Below are 23,109 nucleotides of genomic sequence, written 5' to 3' on the forward strand. Positions count from 1 at the left end.
TTGTTTCCCTTGAATCTATGGTTGTTTTGTTGATGACGGCTGAGAAATAACTGGCGTTTCTGCGTGGTATTCGAATCCACCAAGGAAATACGCCAAGTTGCTACTGACAATGTTGAGGTCTGTCTCCAACCTCAGTGCTTCAATCTCAATGGCTAGCTCATCACTGGAGGCGGTGATCACATCGCTAAATTGTGCGGTGTTGTTCTCGTAACCTCGCTCTACAGCTCTAGTGCGCGCTTTGGCTTGGGGCAGAAGACTCTGCTGGTAGCGCTCGAAGCGTTCAATGAGGTTGTGTCTGTCCATCATCAGCGCGTTAACCTTGGCATTCATCTGAGCCAACAACGCATCTTTGCTCGACTTTGACGCGACCACTTGGTGCTGGGCGGCTGCATGGTTCTTGTCTTGTCGATTGCCGGTGAATAAGGGAATGTCCATGGTTACGTAGGCACTAAGGAGATCGGGCGCAGGGGCGCCACGCATGTTGGGGGCTTGGCGATGGGCATACATGGCTTCAACACCAAATTGCGGCTTGTAGGCCTCTTCGGCAATGGAGACCTGAGTCTCATTGGCAGCAATTTGAATGTCGGCCATTTTCGCCATTGGGTGCTGGTTAAGTAAGTTGAAATAGCCAGAGCCACTTTGGCTAGTCAATTGCTGCTCAAGACGTCCCCAATCAGTTGCGATATTGGCGTTAAGATCTGAGCTTTGGTTTAGCCAACCTGAACCCAGCCATTCGGAGAGCTGAGACAGCAACCGACTTTGCATTTGCCTATTGGCGTGCAACTTGTCATCGAGCTGACTGACTTGTAGCTGACTACGGATTAAGTCTTGTGACTCGCTGTTGCCAATGGCGTAGTTGGTTTGAATGAATCGCTCCATTTCTACCATCAGGGAACGCTTTTCTTTCAGTACGCGCTCTGAGTGCTGCTGAAAGCCAAGCTCAAGCCATAGCTGAGTAATGCTATTAGCAATGTCGAGCTCACGGACTTTTACTTGAAGCTCAATACCATCGGCTTGCTGCTGGGCTTTCTTATTTTGCAGACCAAGCGTATCGCCGCGGCCAAACTGCTGCATCATACCGACCGAAATATTCGTCATCGGATCTTGGTCGAACCGAAAACTGTCTGTCGGTAAACCGCCGACCCCGACTTTTAATACGGGGTCTTTCAGCGTTGAGCTGGCAATACCGGTATCTCGCATCGCCTGAGATTGGGCGTGATACTGGGTTCGATTGGCATCGTTGGCAATCGCCAAGTTGATTAATGTATCGAGCGATAACGCCTGTGCGCTCGCTTGAGACTGCTGTGTTGCTCCCGCGCTGCTTGTCGCTTGTGCAGTGGGTGCGAGTAGAATGATTGCACTTACAGCCAGTGCAATCGGATGTTTGATTATTTTCACGATCATTTCCAAACTACGTGCCTGTATAACAGGCGCGATAAAACGTCCCCAACTAGGGTTGGGCATTAGCGTGTGTTGGAATGATTACGCCGAGGGCGGGCGCTCGAGGTGTTCGATTCTATGGATCGGTTGCGTGAATGGGTCTACAGAGCGCTTGGAGAAGCGAGCGTGGCCTTCGCTTGAAAGCAAGACAAAGGGGGCAAAGCCTAAGGTAGTGCCACACATTGTGGTGCAACAGGTGGTGTGGGAGTCGGGCTCTGCACTGGCGCACTGGCTGTTATCTGCAATGTCCGGTGTTGGACTCGTGCTGTGATGAGCGTGATGGGACGCTGTCTGGGTCATACCACAAGACATCGATGCATCGGTCATACCATTATGCATAGCCATCGCAGGCGCGCTAGTTACAAACGTTGAAATAACGAGTGCAAGCAAGCTCACGAATGTGATCCACGATTTGTTGGCGATAATGGCGTGCATACAGAACCTTTTTAACAAGACTCACTAAAGATAAAGGTTACCCCTAGGGGAAGGTCAATAGTTCAACGGATTTCTTGTGTTGTTTGCTAAAGAAATCTTCAAAATATAGCTTAGGTGAGCTTAGAGGTAGGGTTTTTGCAGCAAACCAACTAGACATTGCTATCGCGTTTTCTAATCTATTGGAAGTATAGGATCACAACTGAGGGGGTATGGAATGAGACGATTTATAATGGGGTGCTTGGCTATAACTGCCTTTAGTGCATATGCAGGCTTAGACCCTAACGTGAGTAATGACACGCTCGAATCTGCTAAGGCTTCAATGCAAAAACACTTGGAGAAAGAAGGGCTCACTATTGATGACGCGAAGTTGTCTCTCGCCTACAAATATGGTCGCAACAAGAGTACGATCTATTTTGAAGTTGCTGAGCATGATGGCGGCGCAGAAATCTACAAGGTCGTTTGTTCAGGTGATAAATGCCACCTTCAGTATCGTTGACTCCAAGCGCCAATTGATTTCATTTTGATAGGCGAGAAATCAATGCTTCTCGCCTTAGTTCTAGTATCTCTTCAATTAACTTTTCTTGTGCATTGATACCAAAATGTTCAGCGTAGCGTTTTACCTTCTGAATTTGGCTTGGGTCGAGCTGATAGACTTCGCGTTTAAGCCTTGAGCGCGCCTCACTTTTTATCAAGCCTTGTGATTGCATCAGACGCACGATAGTGGCGTCCATCGGGTGTTTGTGTTGTTGCATAGCGTTTGATTAACTGACCGAATGAAGGTGGTTTCGTTTGAGTGTCGCGATGCAAGATAGTGACAAAGTGTGACAGCTTTATTGCAAAGTGTTGAATAAGAATTTGGGGTTTTTGAAAAGGGTTCTGAGTTGTTGCATCTCGTGGAGTTAAAGAGAGATGAGTGACAAAACAGGATTCAAGCGAGCTTTGTTCAATAATTGAACTTATTTCCAACTAATAATTAACTCATTATAAGTTTGCATTTATTTTGTGAAATCTCCCGCATCTGATCATTATTATTGACCTATTGCCTGATAACCTTCCTTTGGGCTGCTAGCATATTTTTAGCTATTAAATAACGAAATGGTTTCTATTCGCTCATTTTTAGCTCGTGAAACAGAAAGATATTCTCTTTAGAAAGGTATAAATATGTTTAGGATGAACAAGGTCGCGCTCTCTATAGCGTGCCTAGTGTTTAGCAGCCATGTGTTTGCTGCGGAACCTTATGATGCCACTCAGTCGTACTCTGGTGGTAGTCAAGTAACGGTGGATGGTACCACCTACGAAGCTAAATGGTGGGTTGGGGCAGGTCAAAGCCCGACGGACATTTATGCAAATGAATGGGATTCTCCATGGAAAGTAGTCAGTGGTGCTAATCCGTCACCGGAGCCTTCACCAGAACCAACCCCTGATCCTTCTCCAGAACCAACGCCTGAACCGACACCGGATCCAGGCACGACTCCATCGAGCGGTGCTTGTGCCGACTTTAATGTTTATCCAGATTGGACGCAAAGCAACCACGCTACGGCTGGCGACATCATGGTTAACGAGAATGTAGCGTATAAGGCTAACTGGTGGACGTCTTCCATTCCAGGCAGCGATAGCAGCTGGGCAACGCATCTGGATTGTGGTGGAGCTTCTTCTGAGCCCAGCGCGAAGCTTGCTCTGCCAAACCCTCTTGATCCGGTAAGGTTAGAAGTCGCGGGATGGCCAAGTCATTTGGTGGTGGCAAGTCCTGCCACACTTGATGCGCCTGCTAGCCAATACTTTGCAACGAATAGTAGCCAAGATCTGGCTGACGTTACTAAGTTGACCAATATCTTTGTCGCACTCATTCAAACCGCTGAAGCGGCGGGTAGCAGTTCGATTGTACTCACATCTGATGTCCTTGATATAGCGACTGCCGATAAAGGGCAAGCGCTTGGTACAGTGGCGGTCAAACAAGCGTTAACGGCCGCAGTGGCTTCAACCGCAAGTGCGATTGAAGCGAGTGCCATTAATGCACTGACTGATGATGTTAATGGCTGGGCGCAGGCTCATAACCTTATTATTTCCACTTTAGCGCCTCAGGCGACCTTTGGCTGGACATTAACTATTGGTGACTTTGCTTTCAATCCTCATTCCGGTAAGCGAGCTGTTTGGAATGCTGCCTCTTCATCTTCTGCAGATCTGCTCTCAAGTTTTGCACTTTATGACGCAGGTTCGACAACCAGAGCAGATTTCATCGCCTTTACTAAATCGGCGAATACGGCGGCATTATCTGATGAGCAGTGGTACTACGCCCTAGAATATGTGAAGCAAATCTCCGATCACATTCGTACCCCTGCACTGTTAACCTCGATGCCAACGTCGCAAACGGTCAGCTACTTCATGGGGGATTTGTCTAAGCAAGGTCAGTTGCGTAAAGCTGCTCACAGCAATGTATTTGCGATTTTGTTTGATAGTGAAACTGTAGAGCTCACCAATAAGATTGAGCAGTACCAAACCGCTAAGTTACCACTCTACTACGTAGGAGAGAGCATCACTAACGGTCCTCTTACGCGTATCGCTGCACTTAACGGCGAGCTGGCGAGTGCGGAAAATGCAATGAATAATCAAGCATTCCTGTATGAAGTCTCGCAAGGCAACTGGGCACCGTCGACTGTGTATAAATGGGCAGATTTCTTAGCTGGCCTTAACTCTATGCACAACGTGGGTGTTGCTGGAAATACGTTCTGGCTATTGGATGAGACCGTAGACGATGCGACCAATGCTAAGTATGCAAAAGTAGCGATTGCTGCTTTCCTATCACAAAGCATGCAAGAGACCATTCGCTATAATGCCTGTGACGAGAACAACTGGTCAGAAGTAAGATACGGCGCGGCGGTTAACTACCCAATGACAGCAAGTTGTGGTCAGTTGGGGCAGAAGTACGCAGATTATGGCATGGATCCAGTGACAGGTATTGATCATCCATATTCGTGTCCGCGCGATCCGAAAATGGAAGTGAGCGCTTTGACCAATGCTAAATGGTACGGCGCACCGGCTCCGATTTTTGCAGCGCCAGACTCAGTGCTTGCAGAGAAAGGACTCCTCGTGAATGGGAATGTTGGCCGCTGGACCAACGATGGTCACTGTATGGAAGTCCCATCGACTGTCGACAGTTCACAACAAGTATGGGAGCGTGCCGACTGTAAAGTGTACGAAGGTCAAAAGGCGGGTAAGTTCATTTGGGATGGAAGTGATACGACTGGAACGGTTGAAGGCTGTGGTTGGTGGGGACGTGGTGTTATTCAAACGACTGGTCGCCAAAACTTCGGTACTCTAAACCACTTTATGGGACGTTCGCATGTTGACCCAGATACCGTAGGCACTACTGTGAATGGTGTGGTGGTGGAAGCACCTCCGGCCAACCCTCTATATGCTGATTTGGATTTCTGTTCAAATCCAGGCTTGATCTGTAGCTCTGAGGAGAATCGCGAAATCAAATGGATTGCGGGTCTGTTCTATTGGGTTTCTTCGGTTCAAACCTACAATGACGAAGGTGGTCCATACGCGGCTTGGAACTATCATACTGAGCTTAAGAAATATGTAGATGGTGGAATGCAAGGCACTGAGTTTATCGATGCGGTGTCAGGTATTGTTAATCGTGGCTGTCCAGATAGTACGTGTCCGGTGAGTGGTAAAGTTCACGCTGTTAAGGAGCGACAGGACAACTTTAAGTTAGTGTTGCAAACACTTGGACTGAATCCTCAATAACTCTTTCCCTGAGAAATATAATAAAGGCTTCCAGTTTTGGAAGCCTTTGTTTTTAGAATCAGCGACAACAAAAAGCTTAGGTTGTCGGTGATTTACAATCCAGTTTGCGCTGTTTCCGTTCGTGTTTGGTTAGCCAGATTATGGGCACTACAATCATCAAAGTGCCTATAGCCATATAGATATCTGGCATTTCACCAAACCACACTAAACCCACTGCTACCGCACCAATCAAGCCACTGTATTCTGCGCTGGCGATTTTGTTGCTATCGACTGCACGGTAGGTCAAAACACACGTGGCTGCGTAGATCAATATAAACATGCTAGATAAGGCGGCAGTAGGGAAAGCGCTCCAGTCCCACGGTTGCCCTTCTATAGCAACTAAACACAAAGAAGCTGGGATCCCTACTAAATTAGTGACCAACAAAGTTTGGACTACTGATTGCTGCTTAGGCAATTTGCGAATCAAAAGGTTATTAACGGCTATGGATAACGCTACAACTAAAGCGGCCAAGGCGGCAATGTCGATTTGGTCGGGACGAATGATCACGATTACACCAATGAATCCCATTATTGCAGCGGCAATGGTTTGTGAAGAGAGCTTCTCGCCAAAAAATAACGACGCTAGAGGCAACATCATTAGTGGAGCTGCGTAAAAAATAGCGTTTGCGGTCGCCAGCGGCATTGCTGAGATAGCGTAGACCATAAAAATCGCCCCGAAAAGCCAGACATGAGCGCGGACAGCGTGCCATTTTATGCCCTCGTACACGTTATGTGGTCGTGACCAAAGGAAAAAGGGTAGTAAAATCAATACCGCAGATAGCTGTCTAAAAAACACAAACTGAAACACCGCAACCTCGTTACCAACGCTTTTAATGAGGGCATCGGACAGGATCGCAATTTGGTTTCCAAAAACTAGCAGCAACATTGCTACTCCGACAGACATTGGTTTCATGATTTACCCCTGATGAACTTTACCAGAGCATAGGTGATGACATAGGATGAAGTGAAATGATAAATATTTTCTTACTATGAGATATTTAGATAATGAAACTTCCTCCTTTGCGATCAGTACACTGCTTTGAATCCGTTGCCAGAAACTTAAGTTTCTCTGAGGCAGCACAGGAGCTCAATGTGACTCAAAGTGCCATAAGTCATCAAATCCGTGTTCTCGAAGAGTACTTGGGTGAGAGTCTATTTCTACGGCGAGGACGAAAACTGTCTTTAACTGAGACAGGTGAGCGATACCTTGAAGAGATCAGTCCTGCCATTGCAGCCATCGCTAAAGCGAGCCAAAAGGTTCGGGAGGGAGAGCAAGGCTCGATTCGTTTAGCTCTCTATAGCACACTTGCGGTTAAGTGGTTGATCCCAAGGCTTTCAGACTTTAAACGGCGCCATCCCGAGATAGAATTAACGCTCAATATGGTCACCGAAGATCCTAAGCTGTCGGATAGCGTAGGGGATTGCTTTATTACATTAGAGGCTCCTAAAAGCCAATTTGTCGCTAATTTTTTGTACAGTGAAACGCTTTACCCTGTCTGTAGTCATCGTATTTGGAAAGCGATCCAAGGTGCACCTTTGCCTGATGCTTTATGGGAATACCCCATCCTTTCAACAGACTCAGTCTTTCGTGAAAGAGGAAAAGACTGGGTGAAATGGTGTGAAGTGGGGGGCTTTGAATTACCAAACAATCTAGACATACAGCACTTTAGTCATATTTTACTTGCGGTAGAGGCGGCGAAGTATGACCAAGGGATCACCTTCGCTAATGACTACATGATGACGGAAAAAGATAAACAAGATCTTATGGTTATCCCCACACATGGTTTGGAAACTGGAGATAGTTTCTACTTAGTGTATAAAGAAAGTCGTGCAAGACAACCTGAGTTAATTAAATTTGCACAGTGGCTCGCCGAGCAATGCCAGCATGATTAGCGATTTTGAGGAATCACAAGTTCACTGAAACCTGTGGTGGGGTCGTACTCACGAGTAAATACGTTATCGGTGTAGTTGTGGATAATTAGTTCTACTGTCGTGTCGACAATACACCCTTCTAAAAGATGGCCACCGAGCACCTCACCAGTGCGAGTAGCGACTGAGAGGTGTACATGTTGATGTGAAGCCGTGAGTGTCCCCATCACTGATACAATCTCGAAAGAACCCTCTAAAGTGATAGTTTCCTCCGCTCCAGCAAGTCTAAGGGTCGCTTTGGTTAAACAACCGACACAAGAGGCAATGGTACCTGCATTCAGTTCTAGTTGATCGACGACGTCTCTAATAGCCAGCTTTAGATCTGTTCCACGCTGGAGTCGTACTGCAAACGGTAATACTGACATTTTGTTGGATTCCAATTCTAGTGAAAGCTCTATTCTCCGATATCAATGTTAATCTTACATCACAAAATTCATTTCAATTAGAGTAAAAATTCAATCTCCGGTCTATGGTTACAGATCAGCATTCAAAGATGAGTAATAACATGTACCCTTTTTTAAGACTGGCCAAGACCATTTTTCAATCTAATAAGAAGCCAGCCATCAGTTATACCCAACAAGATGAAATCGAATTTCGTTGTCATCCATGGGACATCGATATGTTCATGGAAATGAACAACGGTCGCATTCTTACTCTTTATGATTTGGGACGTACGGCGTTATCGGTCAAGTGTGGATTGATGCGTACTCTCAAACAAAACCGTTGGGGTTTAGTGGTCGCAGGAAGTTCGGTTCGCTATCGCAAGCGCGTGCGTATGTTCGACAAGATCACCATGAAAACCCAGTGTGTTGCCACCGACGATAAATGGTTCTATCTAGAGCAGTCTATGTGGGTGAAAGGACACCCCTGTTCTTCGGTTCTGATTCGTGCAGGGGTCACCTCTAAAAACGGCGTGGTGCCTCCAGAGCAAGTGATTGATGCCGCGGGTGAGAAGCCAATGACAAGTGATATTCCAATGTGGGTGCAAGAGTGGATAGATTCGGAGCAGCATCGTCCGTGGCCGCCAACCGCTTATCAAAGCGCGGATGATTCACAAGTTCAAGTTAGCGAACAGTAAAGGCCAGTCGACGGGCCTTTTTCTATTTAGCTTTTCTATTTAACTGGTCTATTCAGTTATGTGGCGTCGTTTTGATTGTCGGGTGCTGCTCTCTGAAAGGCGTCGAGTTCATTAAGCCTGCCCGCTATTTCATCTATGTTCGGGTAGGCCGACATATCGACCCCAAAGCGCAGTGCGTTGTATACCTGAGGCACTAAGCAGACATCAACAAGACTCACTTCATACCCAACACAATAGATGCCACGAATCGGTGCCAGCTTTTGCTCAAGCGCAGCAAAGCCGGTATTGATCCAATGCTGCATCCAGTGCACCTTATTCCGCTCATCGATATCAAATCGATGATTTAATTGCTGTATTACCCTGAGGTTGTTGATTGGATGTATGTCGATGGCAATGTCTTGCGCTAGCGCTTTGACAAGGTAACGTTGCTTACCCTCGCTGGGTGTCAATTGTGGCCCAGCGTAGTGCTCATCGAGATAATCGATGATAGTCAGCGATTGATTGAGTGTTACTTCACCATCGACCAAAACTGGCACTAGTTCATTGGGATTGAGTGCAGCGTAGTCAGCGGAATGCTGCTGTCCACCTTCTTTGATGAGGTTAACAGGCACCGACTGATACGGAATACCTTTTAGGTTTAGGGCTATTCGTACCCGATAAGCAGCCGATGACCGCCAGTAGTCATATAGAATCAAATCATGACCCTCAATACTTCTCGACCGTTTGCTCAATCGCGCCAAATATGGATTGGCCGCTTTCGTCCAGCATTTCTATTTTGATGCTATCGCCAAAGCGCATGAACGATGTAGTTGGCTGACCATCGCGAATGGTTTCAATCATCCGTCTCTCTGCAATGCATGAATATCCGACGCCACCTTCTTCAATGGATGTGCCGTATTCGGTGCCTTGCTTGTTCGAGACTGTGCCTGAGCCGACGATGCAACCTGCCGACAGCGGTCTGGTTTTCGCAGCATGGGCAACGAGTTCACCAAAGTCGAAGGTCATATCAACACCCGCATTCGGGTGCCCGAATGGTTCGCGGTTGTAGTGCGAAATAAGCGGCAGGTGAACCTTACTGTCATGCCATGATTTGCCAAGTTCATTGGGCGTGACAGCAACAGGTGAAAAGGCCGATGAAGGTTTGGATTGAAAGAACCCGAATCCTTTAGCAAGCTCTCCTGGAATGAGTTCACGCAATGAGACGTCATTAACGAGCATCAGCAGTCGAATGGCGCTGTGTGCTTGTTCAGAACTTGCTCCCATCGGAACGTCATCGGTAATGACCGCTACTTCGCCCTCAAAGTCGATGCCCCACTGTTCGCTTGCCATCACAATAGGTGCGTGCGGTGCCAAAAAGGTGTCTGAGCCGCCTTGATACATCAGTGGGTCGGTCCAAAAGCTCTCTGGTATTTCTGCGCCGCGCGCTTTGCGAACCAGTTCTACGTGATTGACATAAGCCGAGCCATCGGCCCATTGGTAAGCGCGTGGGAGAGGAGACTCGCATTGCGACTGCTCAAACGGCATCGCTTGCAGCAAAATGCCTTGGTTAAGGCCAAGGTAAACTTCGTTGAGAAGAGGCTCAAGTTTTTGCCAATTATCGAGAGCCGCTTGTAGCGTTGGGGCAATTTCAGGCACGGCAATGCATTGGCTGAGATCGCGACTGACGATAACCAACTGGCCATCGCGGGTGTTATTGTTAATTGTTGCTAGTTTCATATCAATTCCCTGCTTTCCAGCTGTAGACGTATTCACGGTTTTCCACCGCCTCGGCTTCGACACTGTGCTCAAGCGCATTGCGCGTATCTATCATTACCGCGACCTCGTCAGTAAAGGTTTTCTTGGCTTCCAGCCCGGCTTTGAATGCTTTTGGGTGAGGGCCGTGTGTGAAGCCGGCGGGGTGGAACGTCATCATGCCCGCTTCGATGTTATCTCGACTGAAGAAGTCCCCTGCGTGGTAAAACAGCACTTCATCGTAGTCATCATTGTTGTGGTAGAACGGAACTTTCAGTGCACCGGGATCGCTCTCAATAGGTCTTGGTACAAAGGTACAGACCACAAACCCATTGCCGACGAACGTGGTATGCGCTGACGGTGGTAGGTGATAGCGATGACTCATCAATGGTCTGATGTCCCGCCAGTTAAGCTTGAGTACCGATAAGTCGCCGTGCCAGCCAATCGCATCCAGTGGGTTAAACGGATAAGTAATGGTGTTTATCTTATTGCCACGCTTGAGTGAGACCGTGGTTTGCTCCTCACTGTATTGTGCTTTAAAACGCTCATTAATCGCTGGTGGTTCAAGCACAGCAGGGTCAAACACCGCGTGTTGGCCTACGATGCCTTTTTCTGGAAGCGCGTAAGCTGAGCCAGTGTTTTCAATCATTAAGATGAACATCGGCGCCTTGGGTTCTAGCCGCCAGTTGGTTGAACGAGGGATCAGCACATAATCGCCTTCTTCAACTTCAAGATGGCCATAGTCACAATAGAGGTCAGCGCTGCCTTGGTGAATAAACAGCAGTTCATCACCATCTCCATTGCGAGCAAGACCCGGCATTTTTTCCGCGAGCTTCCAGACTCGCACTTTACATTCGCGGTTCTCCAGTATGCTTGGGGCAGACCAAGGTGACGCTTGGTGATCAGATTCAACATGATTGAGGTTAAACGCACGAGGCTTGAGTTCACCCTCCCATTCAGACCACCCGGTTGGCGCATGCTGGTGGTGAAAGTGACTGGCAGGACCAAAGAAGCCTTCTCGACCTGCTTCACGCTCATAAATCGCCTCGTCTGGAAAGTCGGCATGAGCCTGCTTCGAATAAGTCCCCTCACGATGAGGGAACGTTGGCCATTTACGCATTATCGGTTACCTCGTTTAAGACGCCGCGACGGATTTGATCTTCTTCAATCGATTCAAACAGCGCTTTAAAGTTACCTTCGCCGAAGCCTTCGTTGCCTTTGCGTTGAATGATTTCAAAGAACACTGGACCAATAACGGTTTGGGTGAAGATTTGAAGTAAGATGCCATCTTTCATCGGTGCGCCATCGACAAGAATCCGCAGTTCTTGCAGACGGCTTACGTCCTCACCATGGCCTTTGACTCGAGAATCGACTTTTTCATAGTAGGTGTCTGGTGTTGGCATAAACTCCATGCCGCGATCGCGTAGTGTTTGCACCGTCTGATAGATATCGTCCGTGGTCAGTGCGATGTGCTGGATACCTTCGCCGTTATACTCACGAATGAACTCTTCGATCTGCGATTTATCGTCAGAAGATTCGTTGATAGGGATGCGGATTTTGCCGCAAGGTGCCGTCATCGCACGGCTAACCAGCCCAGTGAGCTTACCTTCAATATCGAAGTAGCGGATTTCTCGGAAGTTACCGATACGTTCGTAAAAACCGGACCAGACATCCATGTTGCCCTGCTTAACGTTGTGAGTCAGGTGATCAAGCTCGTAGAGACCCACATCTTGCTCGGCCAGGCGTTTTTGCGCATCTGGGTAGAACTTAAAATCCACATCATAAATACTGCCGCTTCCGTAGCGGTCGACAAAGTAAAGTAGGCTCTCACCAATGCCGTAAATAGCGGGAATGCTTAATTCCATAGGTCCTATCTCGGTGACATACTGCTCGCCACCATTTTCTAACGCATGTGCCATCGCTTTGGCCGCATCCTCTACGCGAAACGCCATACCACACACAGATGGACCGTGAATGCGCGCGAACTCTTCTGCTTGGCTGTGTGGCTGCGCGTTGACGATAAAGTTGATGTCTCCTTGACGATATAACCAAGCTTCTTTTGAGCGGTGCTTAGCAATCTCAGCGAACCCTAATGAGTCGAATAGGCGTTTCAGATCGTTAATACCGTCGTCAGTCGCTGCTGTGTATTCAACGAATTCAAAGCCATCGGTTCCAAGAGGGTTGAAGTTGATAGTCATGGTCATTTCCTTTTGATAGTCAAACGGTCTCCTTCGTTGGAAGACCTTGTTGTAGGGTGTTGACTTAAATTTGAGCAAAGTTGAGGGAAAAGGGAATAGGGTCAGTGCGTTAGACAAAAACACAGTTGGCGAATTGGCTGTGTAACAAATTTGCTACAAATTGTTTGGTGTGATCGGGGGTGGGGGTTTTTGTTAATTAAGGTATTGAAATAAAAAGCAAATTAAAGACTCTGTGAAGAGGGGGGTAGAACAATGGGGTGTAAATGAAGTGTTAAAAAGGTAAAGCCCGTTGTACACCGAAGCCGTTAAGAGGGAACCTTATAAAACTAGGAGCAAGCGCCGAAGGAACAAAAAGTGGAGCCGTTTGTTTGGCTCCACTCCTTTTGTGCTGTTTGTTTGAGTCTCTACGCTAATTTAAGCGCTTCACTGCTCATACGATTCATATAGCTGTTTACCGCAAACGCCAGTCCAGCAACGGCAATCGCCCACAACCAGATAGGTAGCACACCCGTAGATATCGCATAACCAATAGCTGTCGCCGTGATCACGCCAATGAAGCCAGGGATCAGGAAGCTGTGGTTAAGGATATATTTACCAATCTTAGTGGTACCAGAGCGGTCAAAGGTAATCGCTGCCAGATCTGATGGGTAGAATGGAAAGAAGTAGTAAGCGTAACAAGCTGGAAGTACACCAATTAGGACTTCTGCGGGAATGCCTAGTGCAAAACCTAGAGGGAGCATAATGGTCAGCACCGCTGCTTGGCTCTTGAGGAACACAGATGAAACGTACATCGCGATCGCGAAGGTCCAAGGGTGCGATTTCACTACGTCTTCAACTAAGCTGATAATGTAAGGCTTGTTGTAAGCAATGATGGTGTCACTCATCCAAGCAATACCAAAGATGATGATGACCGCACTCATACCAGCGATGAACACGTTGGTGTTGACGATTTTTTTAGGGTCAACATTGGTGGTCAGTAAGATGATAGCACCGACAGAGAGCATCAAGAACTGCAAAGCGGTCGACGTTTTCACGCCATCAGGCAGTAGGCCCAGATCTTTACCAAACATAGCAACGCAAATGACAGTCAAAATACCGAGTAAGAATACGGTTAGGCCGCGTTTTGCAGTTTGACTCTCTTTGATGCCAGCATCACCTGTGCTCGCTTCACTTGTGTCGATAAGTTGCGCTTTGAATTGTGGGTCTTTCATACGCTCCAGAAACTCTGGATCGTCATTCAAATCTTTACCACGCTTTAAGCTCCAAGTCGCAGCAATCAATACGCCCGTTAATGTCGCTGGAATAGTGACCATTAACACTTGACCCAAAGAGATGTCTAGGTGGTTGGTCGCTGCCGTGGCCATGACTACAGCGGCAGCGGCAGCGATAGGGCTAGCTGTGATACCCATTTGAGATGCGACTGTCGCAATAGCCATAGGACGCTCAGGGCGAATACCACGCTTAATACTGACGTCATAAATAACAGGAAGCAGTGGATACACCGAGTGTCCCGTGCCGACCATCACAGTGAGTGAATAGGTACACAATGGTCCTAGGAAGACCACTTTAGATGGGTGCTTACGAAGCAACTTTTCAGCGTATTGGACGAGTAGTTTTAGACCGCCTGTTGCTTCAAGTGTTGCTGATGCCGCAACCACCGCAAGAATAATGAGCATAACGCCAATGGGCGGCGTTCCGGGAGCAATACCAAAGAAGAAACTAAGAATAGAAACGCCGAGACCGCCTAACAAACCGAAGGCGATACCGCCGTAGCGAATACCTACAAAAATGACTGCCAGAAGCAGTAGCATGTGAACATAAAACATAACAACTCCTTTTTATAGCGACAGAGTTATTATTCGTCCGTATGCAGTTCGAAATACTGATCTAGATACGGAAAAGCTTGTAAACTTGAATGGGTGTGTAAAATTGTACACAGGGTCACATTGTTGCGAGTGAGATCAATATGTGACTGAAATGAAACAAAAAGCGGAGCATTTCTGCTCCGCTTTGTGCTTTAGGCTACGCTATCTTTATCGGTATCTTCGGCACCAATAAAGCCGCCCGTTTGGTGCGCCCAGAGCTGAGCATAGACTCCGCCGTGAGCAACCAACTCTTTGTGGCTGCCTTGCTCGATGACTTCACCTTTATCGAGAACAATCAGGCGATCCATAGCCGCTATGGTTGATAGTCGGTGCGCGATGGCGATAACCGTTTTACCTTCCATCAGCTCATTTAAGCTCTCTTGAATCGCGGCCTCTACTTCTGAATCCAGCGCTGATGTTGCTTCATCAAGGATCAGGATAGGGGCGTTTTTCAACAGCACTCGTGAGATGGCAATACGTTGACGCTGTCCACCGGAGAGCTTGACACCGCGCTCGCCGACTTGCGCATCGTAACCCTTATTACCGAACGGGTCGGTCAAGGTTTCGATAAACTCATGAGCATGCGCCTGCTTGGTTGCAGCAAGTAACTCTTCTTCGGTGGCATCTGGCTTACCATAGAGGATGTTGTCACGAATTGAGCGATGCAGCAGAGAGGTATCCTGTGTCACCATACCGATTTTACTGCGTAGCGAGTCTTGAGTGACTTTCGAGATGGATTGACCATCAATTCGAATGTTACCGCCCTCAACATCGTGAAAACGCAGCAGTAGATTCACTAGTGTTGATTTACCTGCACCTGAACGTCCGACCAGACCAACTTTCTCGCCCGGTTTGATGTTGAGATTCAAGTTACTGATGACCCCTTTGTTTTCACCATAGTGGAAGCTCACGTCATCAAAATCAATGCTGCCTTTTTCAACGACAATTGGCTTGGCATCTTTTTCATCTTTGATATCAATAGGCTTAGAAAGAGTCTTCATACCATCAACAACGGTACCCATGTTTTCAAACAGGGCACCGACTTCCCACATGATCCACATCGACATACCGTTGATACGCAATGCAAGACCAATGGCAATCGCGATAGCGCCGACAGTAATCGCGCCATCCATCCACAAGTAGATAGAGATAGAAGTGACGGTAAACAGTAACACGTAGTTGGTAAATTCAACCGCGACATCAAAACCTGTCACAAGGCGCATTTGGCGATAAACCGTATCCAAGAATCCCTTCATGCCTTTCTCTGCATACTCGGTTTCACGATCGGTGTGAGAGAACAGCTTTACGGTAGAGATATTGGTGTAGCTATCCACAATGCGCCCGGTCATCGTAGAGCGTGCGTCCGCTTGTTCTGTCGCGACTTTCTTCAGTTTTGGTACGAAGTAAATCTGAATGCCAATATAAGCACATAACCAAACCAGCATTGGCATCATCAAACGCCAATCAGCAGCAGCTAGCATCACCAAAATTGAGGTGAAGTACACTAAGACGTATACGAACACGTCTGCTGTTTTCATCACCGTTTCACGCACCGCTAAAGACGTTTGCATCACCTTGGTCGCGATACGCCCAGCAAAATCATCTTGATAGAAAGAGAGACTCTGCTTGAGTAAATAGCGGTGTGCCTGCCAGCGGATGGCCATTGGGTAGTTGCCAAGCAGTGTTTGGTGTACGAGCAGTGAAGCTATCAGCAATATGGTTGGCAACACCACTAGAACACAAAAACCTACCCAAAACAGGGTGTGGCCGTTTTCGGATAAAAAGGTTTGGGGATCGCTGGCCGTTAGCCAGTCGACGATCTGTCCCATAAATCCGAACAGCATCACCTCTGCGATAGCGATGATGGTCGAAAATAGTGACATTAAAATGATCGGCTTTTCAAAGCCGCGAGTGTAGTAGCGGCAGAAAGCGAGTATGCCCTCTGGCGGCTTCTCCGGATCTTGCTTTGGAAAAGCTTCTGTAAATTTTTCAAAGCGTTTGTACATGGTTCACCTAACAACGTTGGAAAGACTCTTTGTAATCAATTGACTGCATATTTGGTCGTATTTCAAAGAGTCAAAAATCCTCCTATCCAAAGATAAGAGTAGATATTCACAAGTAGCGGTTGACGAGTTGATGTGCAACTGTGCAGAAGATACTTGTGAGTCAGAGTTATGATTTTGATTTTACATGGCGAATGTTCCGTTTCGCGGGATAGAACGTGTGCAAGAGATCTGATGAATCAGACTTAGTAAGTGTATAGCTTTTAACCAATACTCACAACTGCTGCCATACATAACCCCGTGATTTTATTGAACTGTCGGAATAATAATCCACAAAATGGTGCAATTTTTTCATTGCTGCGTAGTTTTTGTGCAGTAAAACTTCCTGAATTACTGTCATCAATCAGTCAATTTTACGGTTTAATCTGTGATTAAATCCTGCATTCAGTAAATTAATATTTAACACACTATTTACAATTTAAGAACCTAAGCAAGATAACAAACAAAACAACAATACGTTGCTAACAACGATGACTTTCAAGCGATAACTAGTGAAGTGGGATGCTTATGAATCATGGAATGACTGCATCTGTCGAGACGACGATTTCTGCTCGTGTCGGCCGTTCGATTCAAAATGCCAATTGTGTGGTGATGGTACCGCCAAAAGAGTTCGGTTTTAATGCAGAGACTGCGGCCGATAATGAATTTCAGCACCAAGTTGCTCTTGACGCCAGAGCTGTCAAAGCCAAAGCGATGGCGGAGTTTAAGGCTATGGTTGCTGGCCTGCGTAAATCCGGTGTGCAGGTTATCGAGTTTGACTACCCGCTAGATGGTGAAGAAACGCCAGACGCCGTATTTCCCAATAACTGGTTTAGTACCACCCATGATGGGGCGTTTTACACCTTTCCGATGGCATGTAAAAACCGCCAGAGAGAAGTCCGCCCACAAGCCTTGATTGATAGCCTCAATGCCGCAGGGCGTCATGTGGTTGCCACTGACAATTTGCTGAGCTACGTGGAGCAAGGGGCATTTTTGGAAAGTACTGGTGTGATGGTCAAAGATCACATCAATAAGACCATTTATGCAGCACTATCGCAGCGGTGTGAGCGCGAAGCGTTGGAAGATTATGCTAAGCGAATTGGTTATCACCGCGTGGTCTCATTCCAGACCGCTTTGCCATCGGGCCACCCGATCTACCATACCAACGTCATGATGGCGATTGGCGAGCACTTTGCGGTTATTTGCTCAGAAGTGATCCCCGAATATGAGCGTCGTTTTGTTATCAAGTCACTCGCAAATAGTAAGCAAGTGATTGATATCAGCTTAGATCAGGTGAATCACTTTTGTGGCAACATTTTACAGCTGGAGACGGTGAATGGCTGCAAAGTGATCGCGATGTCGAAATCGGCATTTGATGCCTTTACTCCCGCTCAAAAGCAACAACTTGCAACACATGGGAAATTACTGCCATTTGATGTTTCTACCATAGAAAGTATTGGCGGTGGCAGCGTGCGATGTATGCTGGGAGAAGTGTTTTTACCAACACGAACGACTGAGCTTTAACCAAAAGCAAGCAGCCCGCCTAATTGGGTTGTTTGCTACTTCATCTTTTCAATGTCCTGACCAGTTAACCAAAGCGATACTGGTTGACGGTCTTTACTCTCTTATTGAGTCGGAACTCAGATAAATTGGACTTTTTCTACTTAACTTTTAGACTGCTAATTATGTTAGCGAAAGGGCAGGATGCCCATAAAAAGTTAAGGATATCAATTGAGTAAACTTATCGCTTACCTAGTCGTTATACTTGGGGTTCTGATAGCAAGCTATCACCCCAAAGAAGTGGAAGCTATTATCGGCTTCGATGCTTTTAATAATGTACGCATGATGATGCGTGAAATGGAAGCGGGCTTTGAGCGTGTGATAAGAGTGCTACAGTCGTTATGATGGCAAGCTTATCAATCATGTAGTGCTTTATTTGTGAATTACGGTAGGTCGAATACCAAAGCAGTAGCCGGCGTTTGGTGTTCGTTTTTAAATTCAACGAAGTCTTGCGACTCAATGCTTGCGCCATCGCCCTCGCCAAGTCGCGTTCCGCTGACCTGAAGCTTCCCTTTTACTTGGTGTATATAAAGCTTACGGCCAGGCTTTATCTCATACTTGAGCGAAGAGTTAGGTTCCAAAATGAGCTGATGAAGCTCAGCGTTTTGTTTTATGTGCAAGCTTCCTGCACGGCCATTTGGTGTGGCAATTGGAGTTAATCCACTCTCTTGTCCGAAATCTTTCTGCTGATAACCCGGCTTTTTACCAAACTCATTTGGCTGTATCCATATTTGTAAAAAGCGTAATGTCTCTGAGTTCGAACCGTTGTATTCGCTATGATAGATACCGCTTCCCGCCGACATCAATTGTAACTCTCCTGCCGGTAGCGTTTGCACGTTACCTTCGCTATCTTTGTGCTCAATGGTTCCCTCAAGCACATAACTGATGATTTCCATATCACGGTGACCATGTGTGTCGAAACCTGCGCTGGCTTGCACAACATCATCGTTAATCACACGTAAGGCAGAGAAACCCATATACTCAGGGTCATAGTAGCTGCCAAATGAAAAGCTATGCTTGCTATCTAGCCAGCCAAAATCGGCTCGACCTCGGTCTTGTGAATGTCTGACAGTGATCATAGTGAGTCTCCATTGCTTCTAATTCTTTATGTTTTCGACTTTCGAGCTGCTTACTCTGTGTCATTGAGGTTTAGTTTAGGCGGGCGATAGCCAGCAATGAATAGGAGTAATTTGAATGGGTCGGTCAACTATTTTGAAGAACGACATCGAACGAAAAAGAAGGATAGTTAGGAATGAAACCACGTCAGATAGGACAGGCTTACGATACGATCACTCATATGTGGCAAAGCGAGGGCTTCAATCGCGAGAATGGTATTTCAGCCCACAAGCGCGCTCTTGATTTTGCTAAGGCAAAAGGTAGTGCATTGGATATTGGCTGTGGTTGTACCGGGCGATTTATCGATTTACTTGAGGAAAATGGATTCGTACCAGAAGGTCTAGATATCTCGACCAAGATGATCGCGCTTGCCAAAGAACGTCATCCGGATGCGACTTTTCATTACCAAGACATATGCGAAGGTAAGCTGCCTTCCAAGTACGATTTTATTACCGCTTGGGATAGCATCTGGCATATCCCTTTGGAGCAACAAGTTCCAGTGTTGACCAAAATCGTAGATAGTCTGAATGCTGGTGGCGTGTTTATCTTTTCATTCGGTGGTACTAACGAGGCTGGCGAGCATACCGATCATTTTATGGGCCTCGAGGTTTACTACTCTTCTTTTGGGACAAATGGGTTCTTAAAACTGTTTATGGAGCTTGGCTGTATCATTCGTCATTTAGAGTTTGATCAGCATCCAGAGTTACATACTTATCTGATAGTCGAGAAAGGTCTCTAACATGTTAGAGCACGTTTAAAAGACAAGAGACAGCCATAATAGGTGCCTTTGCTGGCGATTCACCTAGGATGTCTCAACCTCCAGATTCACTCTGACTTTAACCGGTAGAACTGGGTAAGTATTAGTCAGCGCTCTATGGAAAGCTTGCTGGTGAGGCTAGGCACTAATTTTCACGTAGCCAGCGACTCATTTTGGGGTAACCGCCGAGGGTGCCTTGAGGCTCACACATTAGCCAGTAAGATAGCAGCGGGTGACCAAATCCCCCTTGGTTCTCAAAGGCATCGATGAGTGACTCTGAAGCGCCTTTATAGCCTTGTTGATGGAACACAACTTCGGGTGATAAGCCAATGTAGTTTAATGCAGCCCATGACCAGGCTATAGCGGCCATTTCTTCTCCACCTTTGTGTCCGATAGATTTTGCATCTCCACAGAATTTTAAACGTTTTAAGCGAGTTGTCACGGCGATGTGGCCTGCTTCATGGAGTAAATCCCCTGGGTGCTTTAGTTTCTGTCTATCGATAACAAGTGCGCCGTGTTTGACTTCGATACCAGGAAGGAATGTGCTTGAGTTGACATTGCCGAATGACCAAGAAATCCCTATCTCATTGAAGAAATTAACTATTTTATCTAATGAATCATTAATGTTCTGAGATTGAGTCAAGTGGTTATGGTGCCTCATACATGGTTGCTTGCAAAAAATGTAGATAATTCGTTGATTGTATTAGCTCTAACGAGAATTGTTAGTTTTGGAGTTGTGAACAAAGGAAAATCGAGAACAAGTTCACAGGGTCGGCGCATTATCTGGCAAAATTTCCATGTGCAACTATATGTATCCCATTCAATCTAATATGGATGGGACAGTGCGTGACAACACCAAAACCTTTAGGCCAACTAACACCAAAGGCCGGAATCATTGCCAACACCAAGTTACTACTTAATAGAGACTGTAATATTGGACGTGACCACGAAATTACACGTGAATTATCACAGTTGTATGCCAAGGTAGGAGGTATTTCCTCAGATGAAAACATCAATGACTGGGATAATGTTGAGCTAGATAGTGGGGTCGCAATTAATCCAATACAAGCGGCAAAATGTTTGGAGGAAACTCTGCGCACACAAATGTTTATTAAAGGTATTTACCAGTGCTTGCTTGAAAAGTTGTCTCAGAAACACACTGTGAATGTTGTTTACGCGGGCACCGGTCCATATGGCTGTTTGTTGTTGCCCCTTCTAGCTTTGATGCCGAATGCACCTATTCGAGTAAGCTTGATTGATATTCATAAAGACAACACGGAGTCAATTCAACGTATTGTTGAACACCTTGGAATTGGTCATCAGATAACCTCAATTGAGTGTGCAGATGCGACAACGTGGTCACCAAAGAGTTCAGTGCAGTTTGATATTGTAATATCAGAAACCATGACCGCATTACTTGGAAGGGAGCCGCAGGTGGCGATTTTTGCACATTTACAACAGTTTTTAGCGGATGATGGAGTATTGATCCCCAAAAAAGTGTCCCTTTCTGCTGTCTTAGTGCCATATGAAAGCGCCAATTTGCCTGATATCCCGTTAGGTCAGTTTTTCGAGTTGAATAGAGAGCTGGTGAGGAGTCTGGCCAAAGGGCATCAGGATGGTTTCACTGGCGAGATTGTCTTGCCGCGTTCATTCTCAAGTATTGACTACCAACATCTCTCTTTTCGCACCGACATACAGATTTACCGAGCACACTGGTTAACGTTCGGTCAGTGCAGTCTGAATTTATCGATCGACTATGCGGGCTTAAAACTTGAACCTGGTGGGAGTATAAAATTTTGTTACAGAATGACGGCGTTGCCAAAATTTGAGTTTACGTTTCCGGTTGAGTCCATGTCGTCTGTTTTACCAGAAAAAACAGAACTAGGGGCGATAGCTGTACAGGGTATTAAGCGCTTTTGGCATAGAGCGAGATTGATACGTGACGGCCGTCATGGAGAGGCGTTTGTTGAGCGCGAGATACTGACGGATATCGCGCTACTAGAGAAATTTGATGTTAGTTATCACCTAGCGCTGAGCTATGTTTGTGAATATCAGCCATCATTTGACGAGTTTGAGGCTTGGTTACTTTATACCAAAGAGTCGAATTCATCTTTTCTCACTTCTAGAGCTTGAACTAAGACCAAGCGCCAAAACAAGTTTACGGATGGCTCCATTTATTCAGTGTGATATCTGTCACAATTGGCGCAAGTGGCTCTTAATCTGCTTCTCTTGTCGGCATGTTACTGGACTTTAGATGTATACAATTCATAAATTAATACTAAAGTTTAGCTAGTAAAGGGACTTCATACCATAAAATCAGAGCTTCTAAGGTCGATTAGAAGTAGTGAACCCACCTCATTCACCACATTTCACGATGAAAAACACAAAAAACAAAAGTTGACTCCTGCCAATCAGAGACTATAACTCTAATGCATAAGGTTTAATAGTGTCCATGTGCACTAATGCCTTCGACTAGGTGTGCTTTTTACTCTGTACTCAGTTGGAAATCAAGGATGAGAATTGTACTCAGATGGATTTGTTTGCGCGTTTGCCTTTTGGCGTCGATAACACTGAGCTTAAAAGAGAGTGTGAAAAACTACCCGCAGAGGGCTGGTCAGCACATGTCAATCAAAATGCTTACCATGGATGTTGGGATGTTATGCCGCTTAGGGTTGCCGCTCAACATGTTGACTCACATAAGGTTTTACAGTGCTTTGCCATTGAGCAAGCAGATGTATGGGTCGATCTACCGAGGCTTGAAAATCTTCCGCTCATTGCATCGGTGTTGAAGTGGATAGACACGCCGTTGCAGTCAGTTCGGCTTATGCGCTTGCACTCGAAATCAATCATTTTGCCACATAGAGATGCAGGGCTATGCCATGAATATGGCGCAGCGAGGCTGCATCTTCCCATTAAAGGCGCTGAGCAGGTGAAGTTCTTGGTTGACGGTCATCAAGTCCCTATGGAGGCGGGGCAGCTTTGGTACGTTAACGCGAATGAGATTCATCAAGTTGAGAACTTTGGCTCAGTGGAAAGGATTCATTTGGTTATCGATTGTGAGGTTAATGATTGGCTAAGGCGTCAGATCTCACAAGCACAAGTAAGAGGTGTTCAATGTGATGAGGGAGCGCCTGAGTATTCATCGCTTTAGAAATGGATTGCGATAGAA

General features: G+C 46.4%; 22 protein-coding genes. 10 read left to right on the forward strand and 12 right to left on the reverse strand.

Annotation, left to right across the window (positions count from 1 at the left end):
* Nucleotides 1-15 precede the first annotated feature (15 nt).
* A complete protein-coding gene (locus tag PG915_RS20025) occupies nucleotides 16-1,356 on the reverse strand; it encodes a TolC family protein (protein WP_418643018.1) in 1,341 nt (446 codons plus the stop codon).
* Nucleotides 1,357-1,531: 175 nt separating this feature from the next.
* Between PG915_RS20025 and PG915_RS20030 the strand changes: the two genes are divergently transcribed.
* Together PG915_RS20030 and PG915_RS20035 are read left to right on the forward strand one after the other, a co-directional pair.
* Nucleotides 1,532-1,711: a hypothetical protein gene (locus PG915_RS20030; protein WP_353498763.1), complete on the forward strand. Its 180-nt coding sequence runs from the start codon at nucleotides 1,532-1,534 to the stop codon at nucleotides 1,709-1,711.
* A gap of 378 nt (nucleotides 1,712-2,089) precedes the next feature.
* Nucleotides 2,090-2,371, forward strand: a complete 282-nt coding sequence (locus tag PG915_RS20035; protein WP_353498764.1) for a hypothetical protein — start codon at nucleotides 2,090-2,092, stop codon at nucleotides 2,369-2,371.
* Between the two features lie 19 nt (nucleotides 2,372-2,390).
* On the opposite strand, the gene PG915_RS20040 is transcribed toward PG915_RS20035, so the two are convergent.
* The gene (locus PG915_RS20040) at nucleotides 2,391-2,627 is read right to left on the reverse strand and encodes a hypothetical protein (RefSeq protein WP_353498765.1); all 237 of its coding nucleotides are present in this window, start codon (nucleotides 2,625-2,627) and stop codon (nucleotides 2,391-2,393) included.
* Nucleotides 2,628-3,036: 409 nt separating this feature from the next.
* Here PG915_RS20040 and PG915_RS20045 point away from each other — a divergent pair, with 409 nt between their 5' ends.
* A complete protein-coding gene (locus tag PG915_RS20045) occupies nucleotides 3,037-5,625 on the forward strand; it encodes a cellulose-binding domain-containing protein (protein ID WP_353498766.1) in 2,589 nt (862 codons plus the stop codon).
* A 76-nt stretch (nucleotides 5,626-5,701) separates the two neighbouring features.
* Here PG915_RS20045 and PG915_RS20050 read toward each other — a convergent pair whose 3' ends face one another.
* Nucleotides 5,702-6,577, reverse strand: coding sequence for a DMT family transporter (locus tag PG915_RS20050; protein WP_353498767.1), 876 nt, complete (start codon nucleotides 6,575-6,577; stop codon nucleotides 5,702-5,704).
* 92 nt (nucleotides 6,578-6,669) lie between these two features.
* Between PG915_RS20050 and PG915_RS20055 the strand changes: the two genes are divergently transcribed.
* Nucleotides 6,670-7,557: a LysR substrate-binding domain-containing protein gene (locus PG915_RS20055; protein ID WP_353498768.1), complete on the forward strand. Its 888-nt coding sequence runs from the start codon at nucleotides 6,670-6,672 to the stop codon at nucleotides 7,555-7,557.
* Here the strand turns inward: PG915_RS20055 and PG915_RS20060 are convergent.
* Nucleotides 7,554-7,958 (reverse strand): PPC domain-containing DNA-binding protein, encoded by a 405-nt coding sequence (locus PG915_RS20060; protein WP_353498769.1) that lies wholly within the window; start codon nucleotides 7,956-7,958, stop codon nucleotides 7,554-7,556. The two genes, PG915_RS20055 and PG915_RS20060, sit on opposite strands and share 4 nt — an antisense overlap.
* Nucleotides 7,959-8,098: 140 nt before the next feature.
* On the opposite strand from PG915_RS20060, the gene PG915_RS20065 reads away from it, so the two are divergent.
* A complete protein-coding gene (locus PG915_RS20065; protein WP_367357782.1) occupies nucleotides 8,099-8,671 on the forward strand; it encodes an acyl-CoA thioesterase in 573 nt (190 codons plus the stop codon).
* A gap of 56 nt (nucleotides 8,672-8,727) precedes the next feature.
* On the opposite strand, the gene maiA is transcribed toward PG915_RS20065, so the two are convergent.
* The 6 genes from maiA to PG915_RS20095 form a co-directional block, all read right to left on the reverse strand.
* A complete protein-coding gene (maiA, locus tag PG915_RS20070) occupies nucleotides 8,728-9,366 on the reverse strand; it encodes a maleylacetoacetate isomerase (RefSeq protein ID WP_353498771.1) in 639 nt (212 codons plus the stop codon).
* Between the two features lie 10 nt (nucleotides 9,367-9,376).
* Nucleotides 9,377-10,387: a fumarylacetoacetate hydrolase family protein gene (locus PG915_RS20075; protein WP_353498772.1), complete on the reverse strand. Its 1,011-nt coding sequence runs from the start codon at nucleotides 10,385-10,387 to the stop codon at nucleotides 9,377-9,379.
* Between the two features lies 1 nt (nucleotide 10,388).
* Entirely contained in the window at nucleotides 10,389-11,522 is a 1,134-nt protein-coding gene (locus PG915_RS20080) for a homogentisate 1,2-dioxygenase (RefSeq protein WP_353498773.1), read from the reverse strand.
* On the reverse strand, nucleotides 11,515-12,600 hold the full coding sequence (hppD, locus tag PG915_RS20085; RefSeq protein ID WP_353498774.1) for a 4-hydroxyphenylpyruvate dioxygenase: 1,086 nt from the start codon (nucleotides 12,598-12,600) through the stop codon (nucleotides 11,515-11,517). Before hppD ends, PG915_RS20080 begins: the two co-directional genes overlap by 8 nt.
* Before the next feature lie 404 nt (nucleotides 12,601-13,004).
* Nucleotides 13,005-14,426, reverse strand: coding sequence for an anaerobic C4-dicarboxylate transporter (locus PG915_RS20090; protein ID WP_353498775.1), 1,422 nt, complete (start codon nucleotides 14,424-14,426; stop codon nucleotides 13,005-13,007).
* Nucleotides 14,427-14,617: 191 nt separating this feature from the next.
* On the reverse strand, nucleotides 14,618-16,471 hold the full coding sequence (locus PG915_RS20095) for an ABC transporter ATP-binding protein (protein WP_353498776.1): 1,854 nt from the start codon (nucleotides 16,469-16,471) through the stop codon (nucleotides 14,618-14,620).
* A 576-nt stretch (nucleotides 16,472-17,047) separates the two neighbouring features.
* Here PG915_RS20095 and PG915_RS20100 point away from each other — a divergent pair.
* Nucleotides 17,048-18,031, forward strand: coding sequence for an arginine deiminase-related protein (locus tag PG915_RS20100; protein WP_353498777.1), 984 nt, complete (start codon nucleotides 17,048-17,050; stop codon nucleotides 18,029-18,031).
* A 207-nt stretch (nucleotides 18,032-18,238) separates the two neighbouring features.
* Complete coding sequence (locus PG915_RS20105; protein WP_353498778.1) at nucleotides 18,239-18,412, forward strand: hypothetical protein; 174 nt, start codon at nucleotides 18,239-18,241, stop codon at nucleotides 18,410-18,412.
* Between the two features lie 38 nt (nucleotides 18,413-18,450).
* Here the strand turns inward: PG915_RS20105 and PG915_RS20110 are convergent, their stop codons facing one another.
* Nucleotides 18,451-19,146 (reverse strand): pirin family protein, encoded by a 696-nt coding sequence (locus PG915_RS20110; RefSeq protein WP_353498779.1) that lies wholly within the window; start codon nucleotides 19,144-19,146, stop codon nucleotides 18,451-18,453.
* Nucleotides 19,147-19,319: 173 nt separating this feature from the next.
* Here PG915_RS20110 and PG915_RS20115 point away from each other — a divergent pair, with 173 nt between their 5' ends.
* Entirely contained in the window at nucleotides 19,320-19,922 is a 603-nt protein-coding gene (locus tag PG915_RS20115; RefSeq protein ID WP_353498780.1) for a class I SAM-dependent methyltransferase, read from the forward strand.
* A gap of 163 nt (nucleotides 19,923-20,085) precedes the next feature.
* On the opposite strand, the gene PG915_RS20120 is transcribed toward PG915_RS20115, so the two are convergent.
* Nucleotides 20,086-20,601, reverse strand: coding sequence for a hypothetical protein (locus PG915_RS20120; RefSeq protein ID WP_353498781.1), 516 nt, complete (start codon nucleotides 20,599-20,601; stop codon nucleotides 20,086-20,088).
* 185 nt (nucleotides 20,602-20,786) lie between these two features.
* Between PG915_RS20120 and PG915_RS20125 the strand changes: the two genes are divergently transcribed.
* Both PG915_RS20125 and PG915_RS20130 read left to right on the forward strand, forming a co-directional pair.
* A complete protein-coding gene (locus PG915_RS20125) occupies nucleotides 20,787-22,073 on the forward strand; it encodes a hypothetical protein (RefSeq protein WP_353498782.1) in 1,287 nt (428 codons plus the stop codon).
* A gap of 397 nt (nucleotides 22,074-22,470) precedes the next feature.
* Nucleotides 22,471-23,091 (forward strand): aspartyl/asparaginyl beta-hydroxylase domain-containing protein, encoded by a 621-nt coding sequence (locus PG915_RS20130; RefSeq protein ID WP_353498783.1) that lies wholly within the window; start codon nucleotides 22,471-22,473, stop codon nucleotides 23,089-23,091.
* The last annotated feature ends 18 nt before the right edge of the window (nucleotides 23,092-23,109 follow it).

This window comes from Vibrio sp. CB1-14 (assembly GCF_040412085.2).
In the GTDB taxonomy this organism is placed as follows: Bacteria; Pseudomonadota; Gammaproteobacteria; order Enterobacterales; family Vibrionaceae; genus Vibrio; species Vibrio chaetopteri.

What these genes read in the sequence shown, in the direction of transcription:
- PG915_RS20050 (WP_353498767.1), bottom strand. Translation starts at nt 6,577, where the DNA reads ATGAAACCAATGTCTGTCGGAGTAGCAATGTTGCTGCTAGTTTTTGGA.
- PG915_RS20115 (WP_353498780.1), top strand. Translation starts at nt 19,320, where the DNA reads ATGAAACCACGTCAGATAGGACAGGCTTACGATACGATCACTCATATG.
- PG915_RS20040 (WP_353498765.1), bottom strand. Translation starts at nt 2,627, where the DNA reads ATGCAACAACACAAACACCCGATGGACGCCACTATCGTGCGTCTGATG.
- PG915_RS20045 (WP_353498766.1), top strand. Translation starts at nt 3,037, where the DNA reads ATGTTTAGGATGAACAAGGTCGCGCTCTCTATAGCGTGCCTAGTGTTT.
- PG915_RS20110 (WP_353498779.1), bottom strand. Translation starts at nt 19,146, where the DNA reads ATGATCACTGTCAGACATTCACAAGACCGAGGTCGAGCCGATTTTGGC.
- PG915_RS20100 (WP_353498777.1), top strand. Translation starts at nt 17,048, where the DNA reads ATGACTGCATCTGTCGAGACGACGATTTCTGCTCGTGTCGGCCGTTCG.
- PG915_RS20055 (WP_353498768.1), top strand. Translation starts at nt 6,670, where the DNA reads ATGAAACTTCCTCCTTTGCGATCAGTACACTGCTTTGAATCCGTTGCC.
- PG915_RS20080 (WP_353498773.1), bottom strand. Translation starts at nt 11,522, where the DNA reads ATGCGTAAATGGCCAACGTTCCCTCATCGTGAGGGGACTTATTCGAAG.
- PG915_RS20095 (WP_353498776.1), bottom strand. Translation starts at nt 16,471, where the DNA reads ATGTACAAACGCTTTGAAAAATTTACAGAAGCTTTTCCAAAGCAAGAT.
- PG915_RS20035 (WP_353498764.1), top strand. Translation starts at nt 2,090, where the DNA reads ATGAGACGATTTATAATGGGGTGCTTGGCTATAACTGCCTTTAGTGCA.
- PG915_RS20065 (WP_367357782.1), top strand. Translation starts at nt 8,099, where the DNA reads ATGTACCCTTTTTTAAGACTGGCCAAGACCATTTTTCAATCTAATAAG.
- PG915_RS20060 (WP_353498769.1), bottom strand. Translation starts at nt 7,958, where the DNA reads ATGTCAGTATTACCGTTTGCAGTACGACTCCAGCGTGGAACAGATCTA.
- PG915_RS20120 (WP_353498781.1), bottom strand. Translation starts at nt 20,601, where the DNA reads ATGAGGCACCATAACCACTTGACTCAATCTCAGAACATTAATGATTCA.
- PG915_RS20090 (WP_353498775.1), bottom strand. Translation starts at nt 14,426, where the DNA reads ATGTTTTATGTTCACATGCTACTGCTTCTGGCAGTCATTTTTGTAGGT.
- PG915_RS20130 (WP_353498783.1), top strand. Translation starts at nt 22,471, where the DNA reads ATGGATTTGTTTGCGCGTTTGCCTTTTGGCGTCGATAACACTGAGCTT.
- PG915_RS20075 (WP_353498772.1), bottom strand. Translation starts at nt 10,387, where the DNA reads ATGAAACTAGCAACAATTAACAATAACACCCGCGATGGCCAGTTGGTT.
- hppD (WP_353498774.1), bottom strand. Translation starts at nt 12,600, where the DNA reads ATGACTATCAACTTCAACCCTCTTGGAACCGATGGCTTTGAATTCGTT.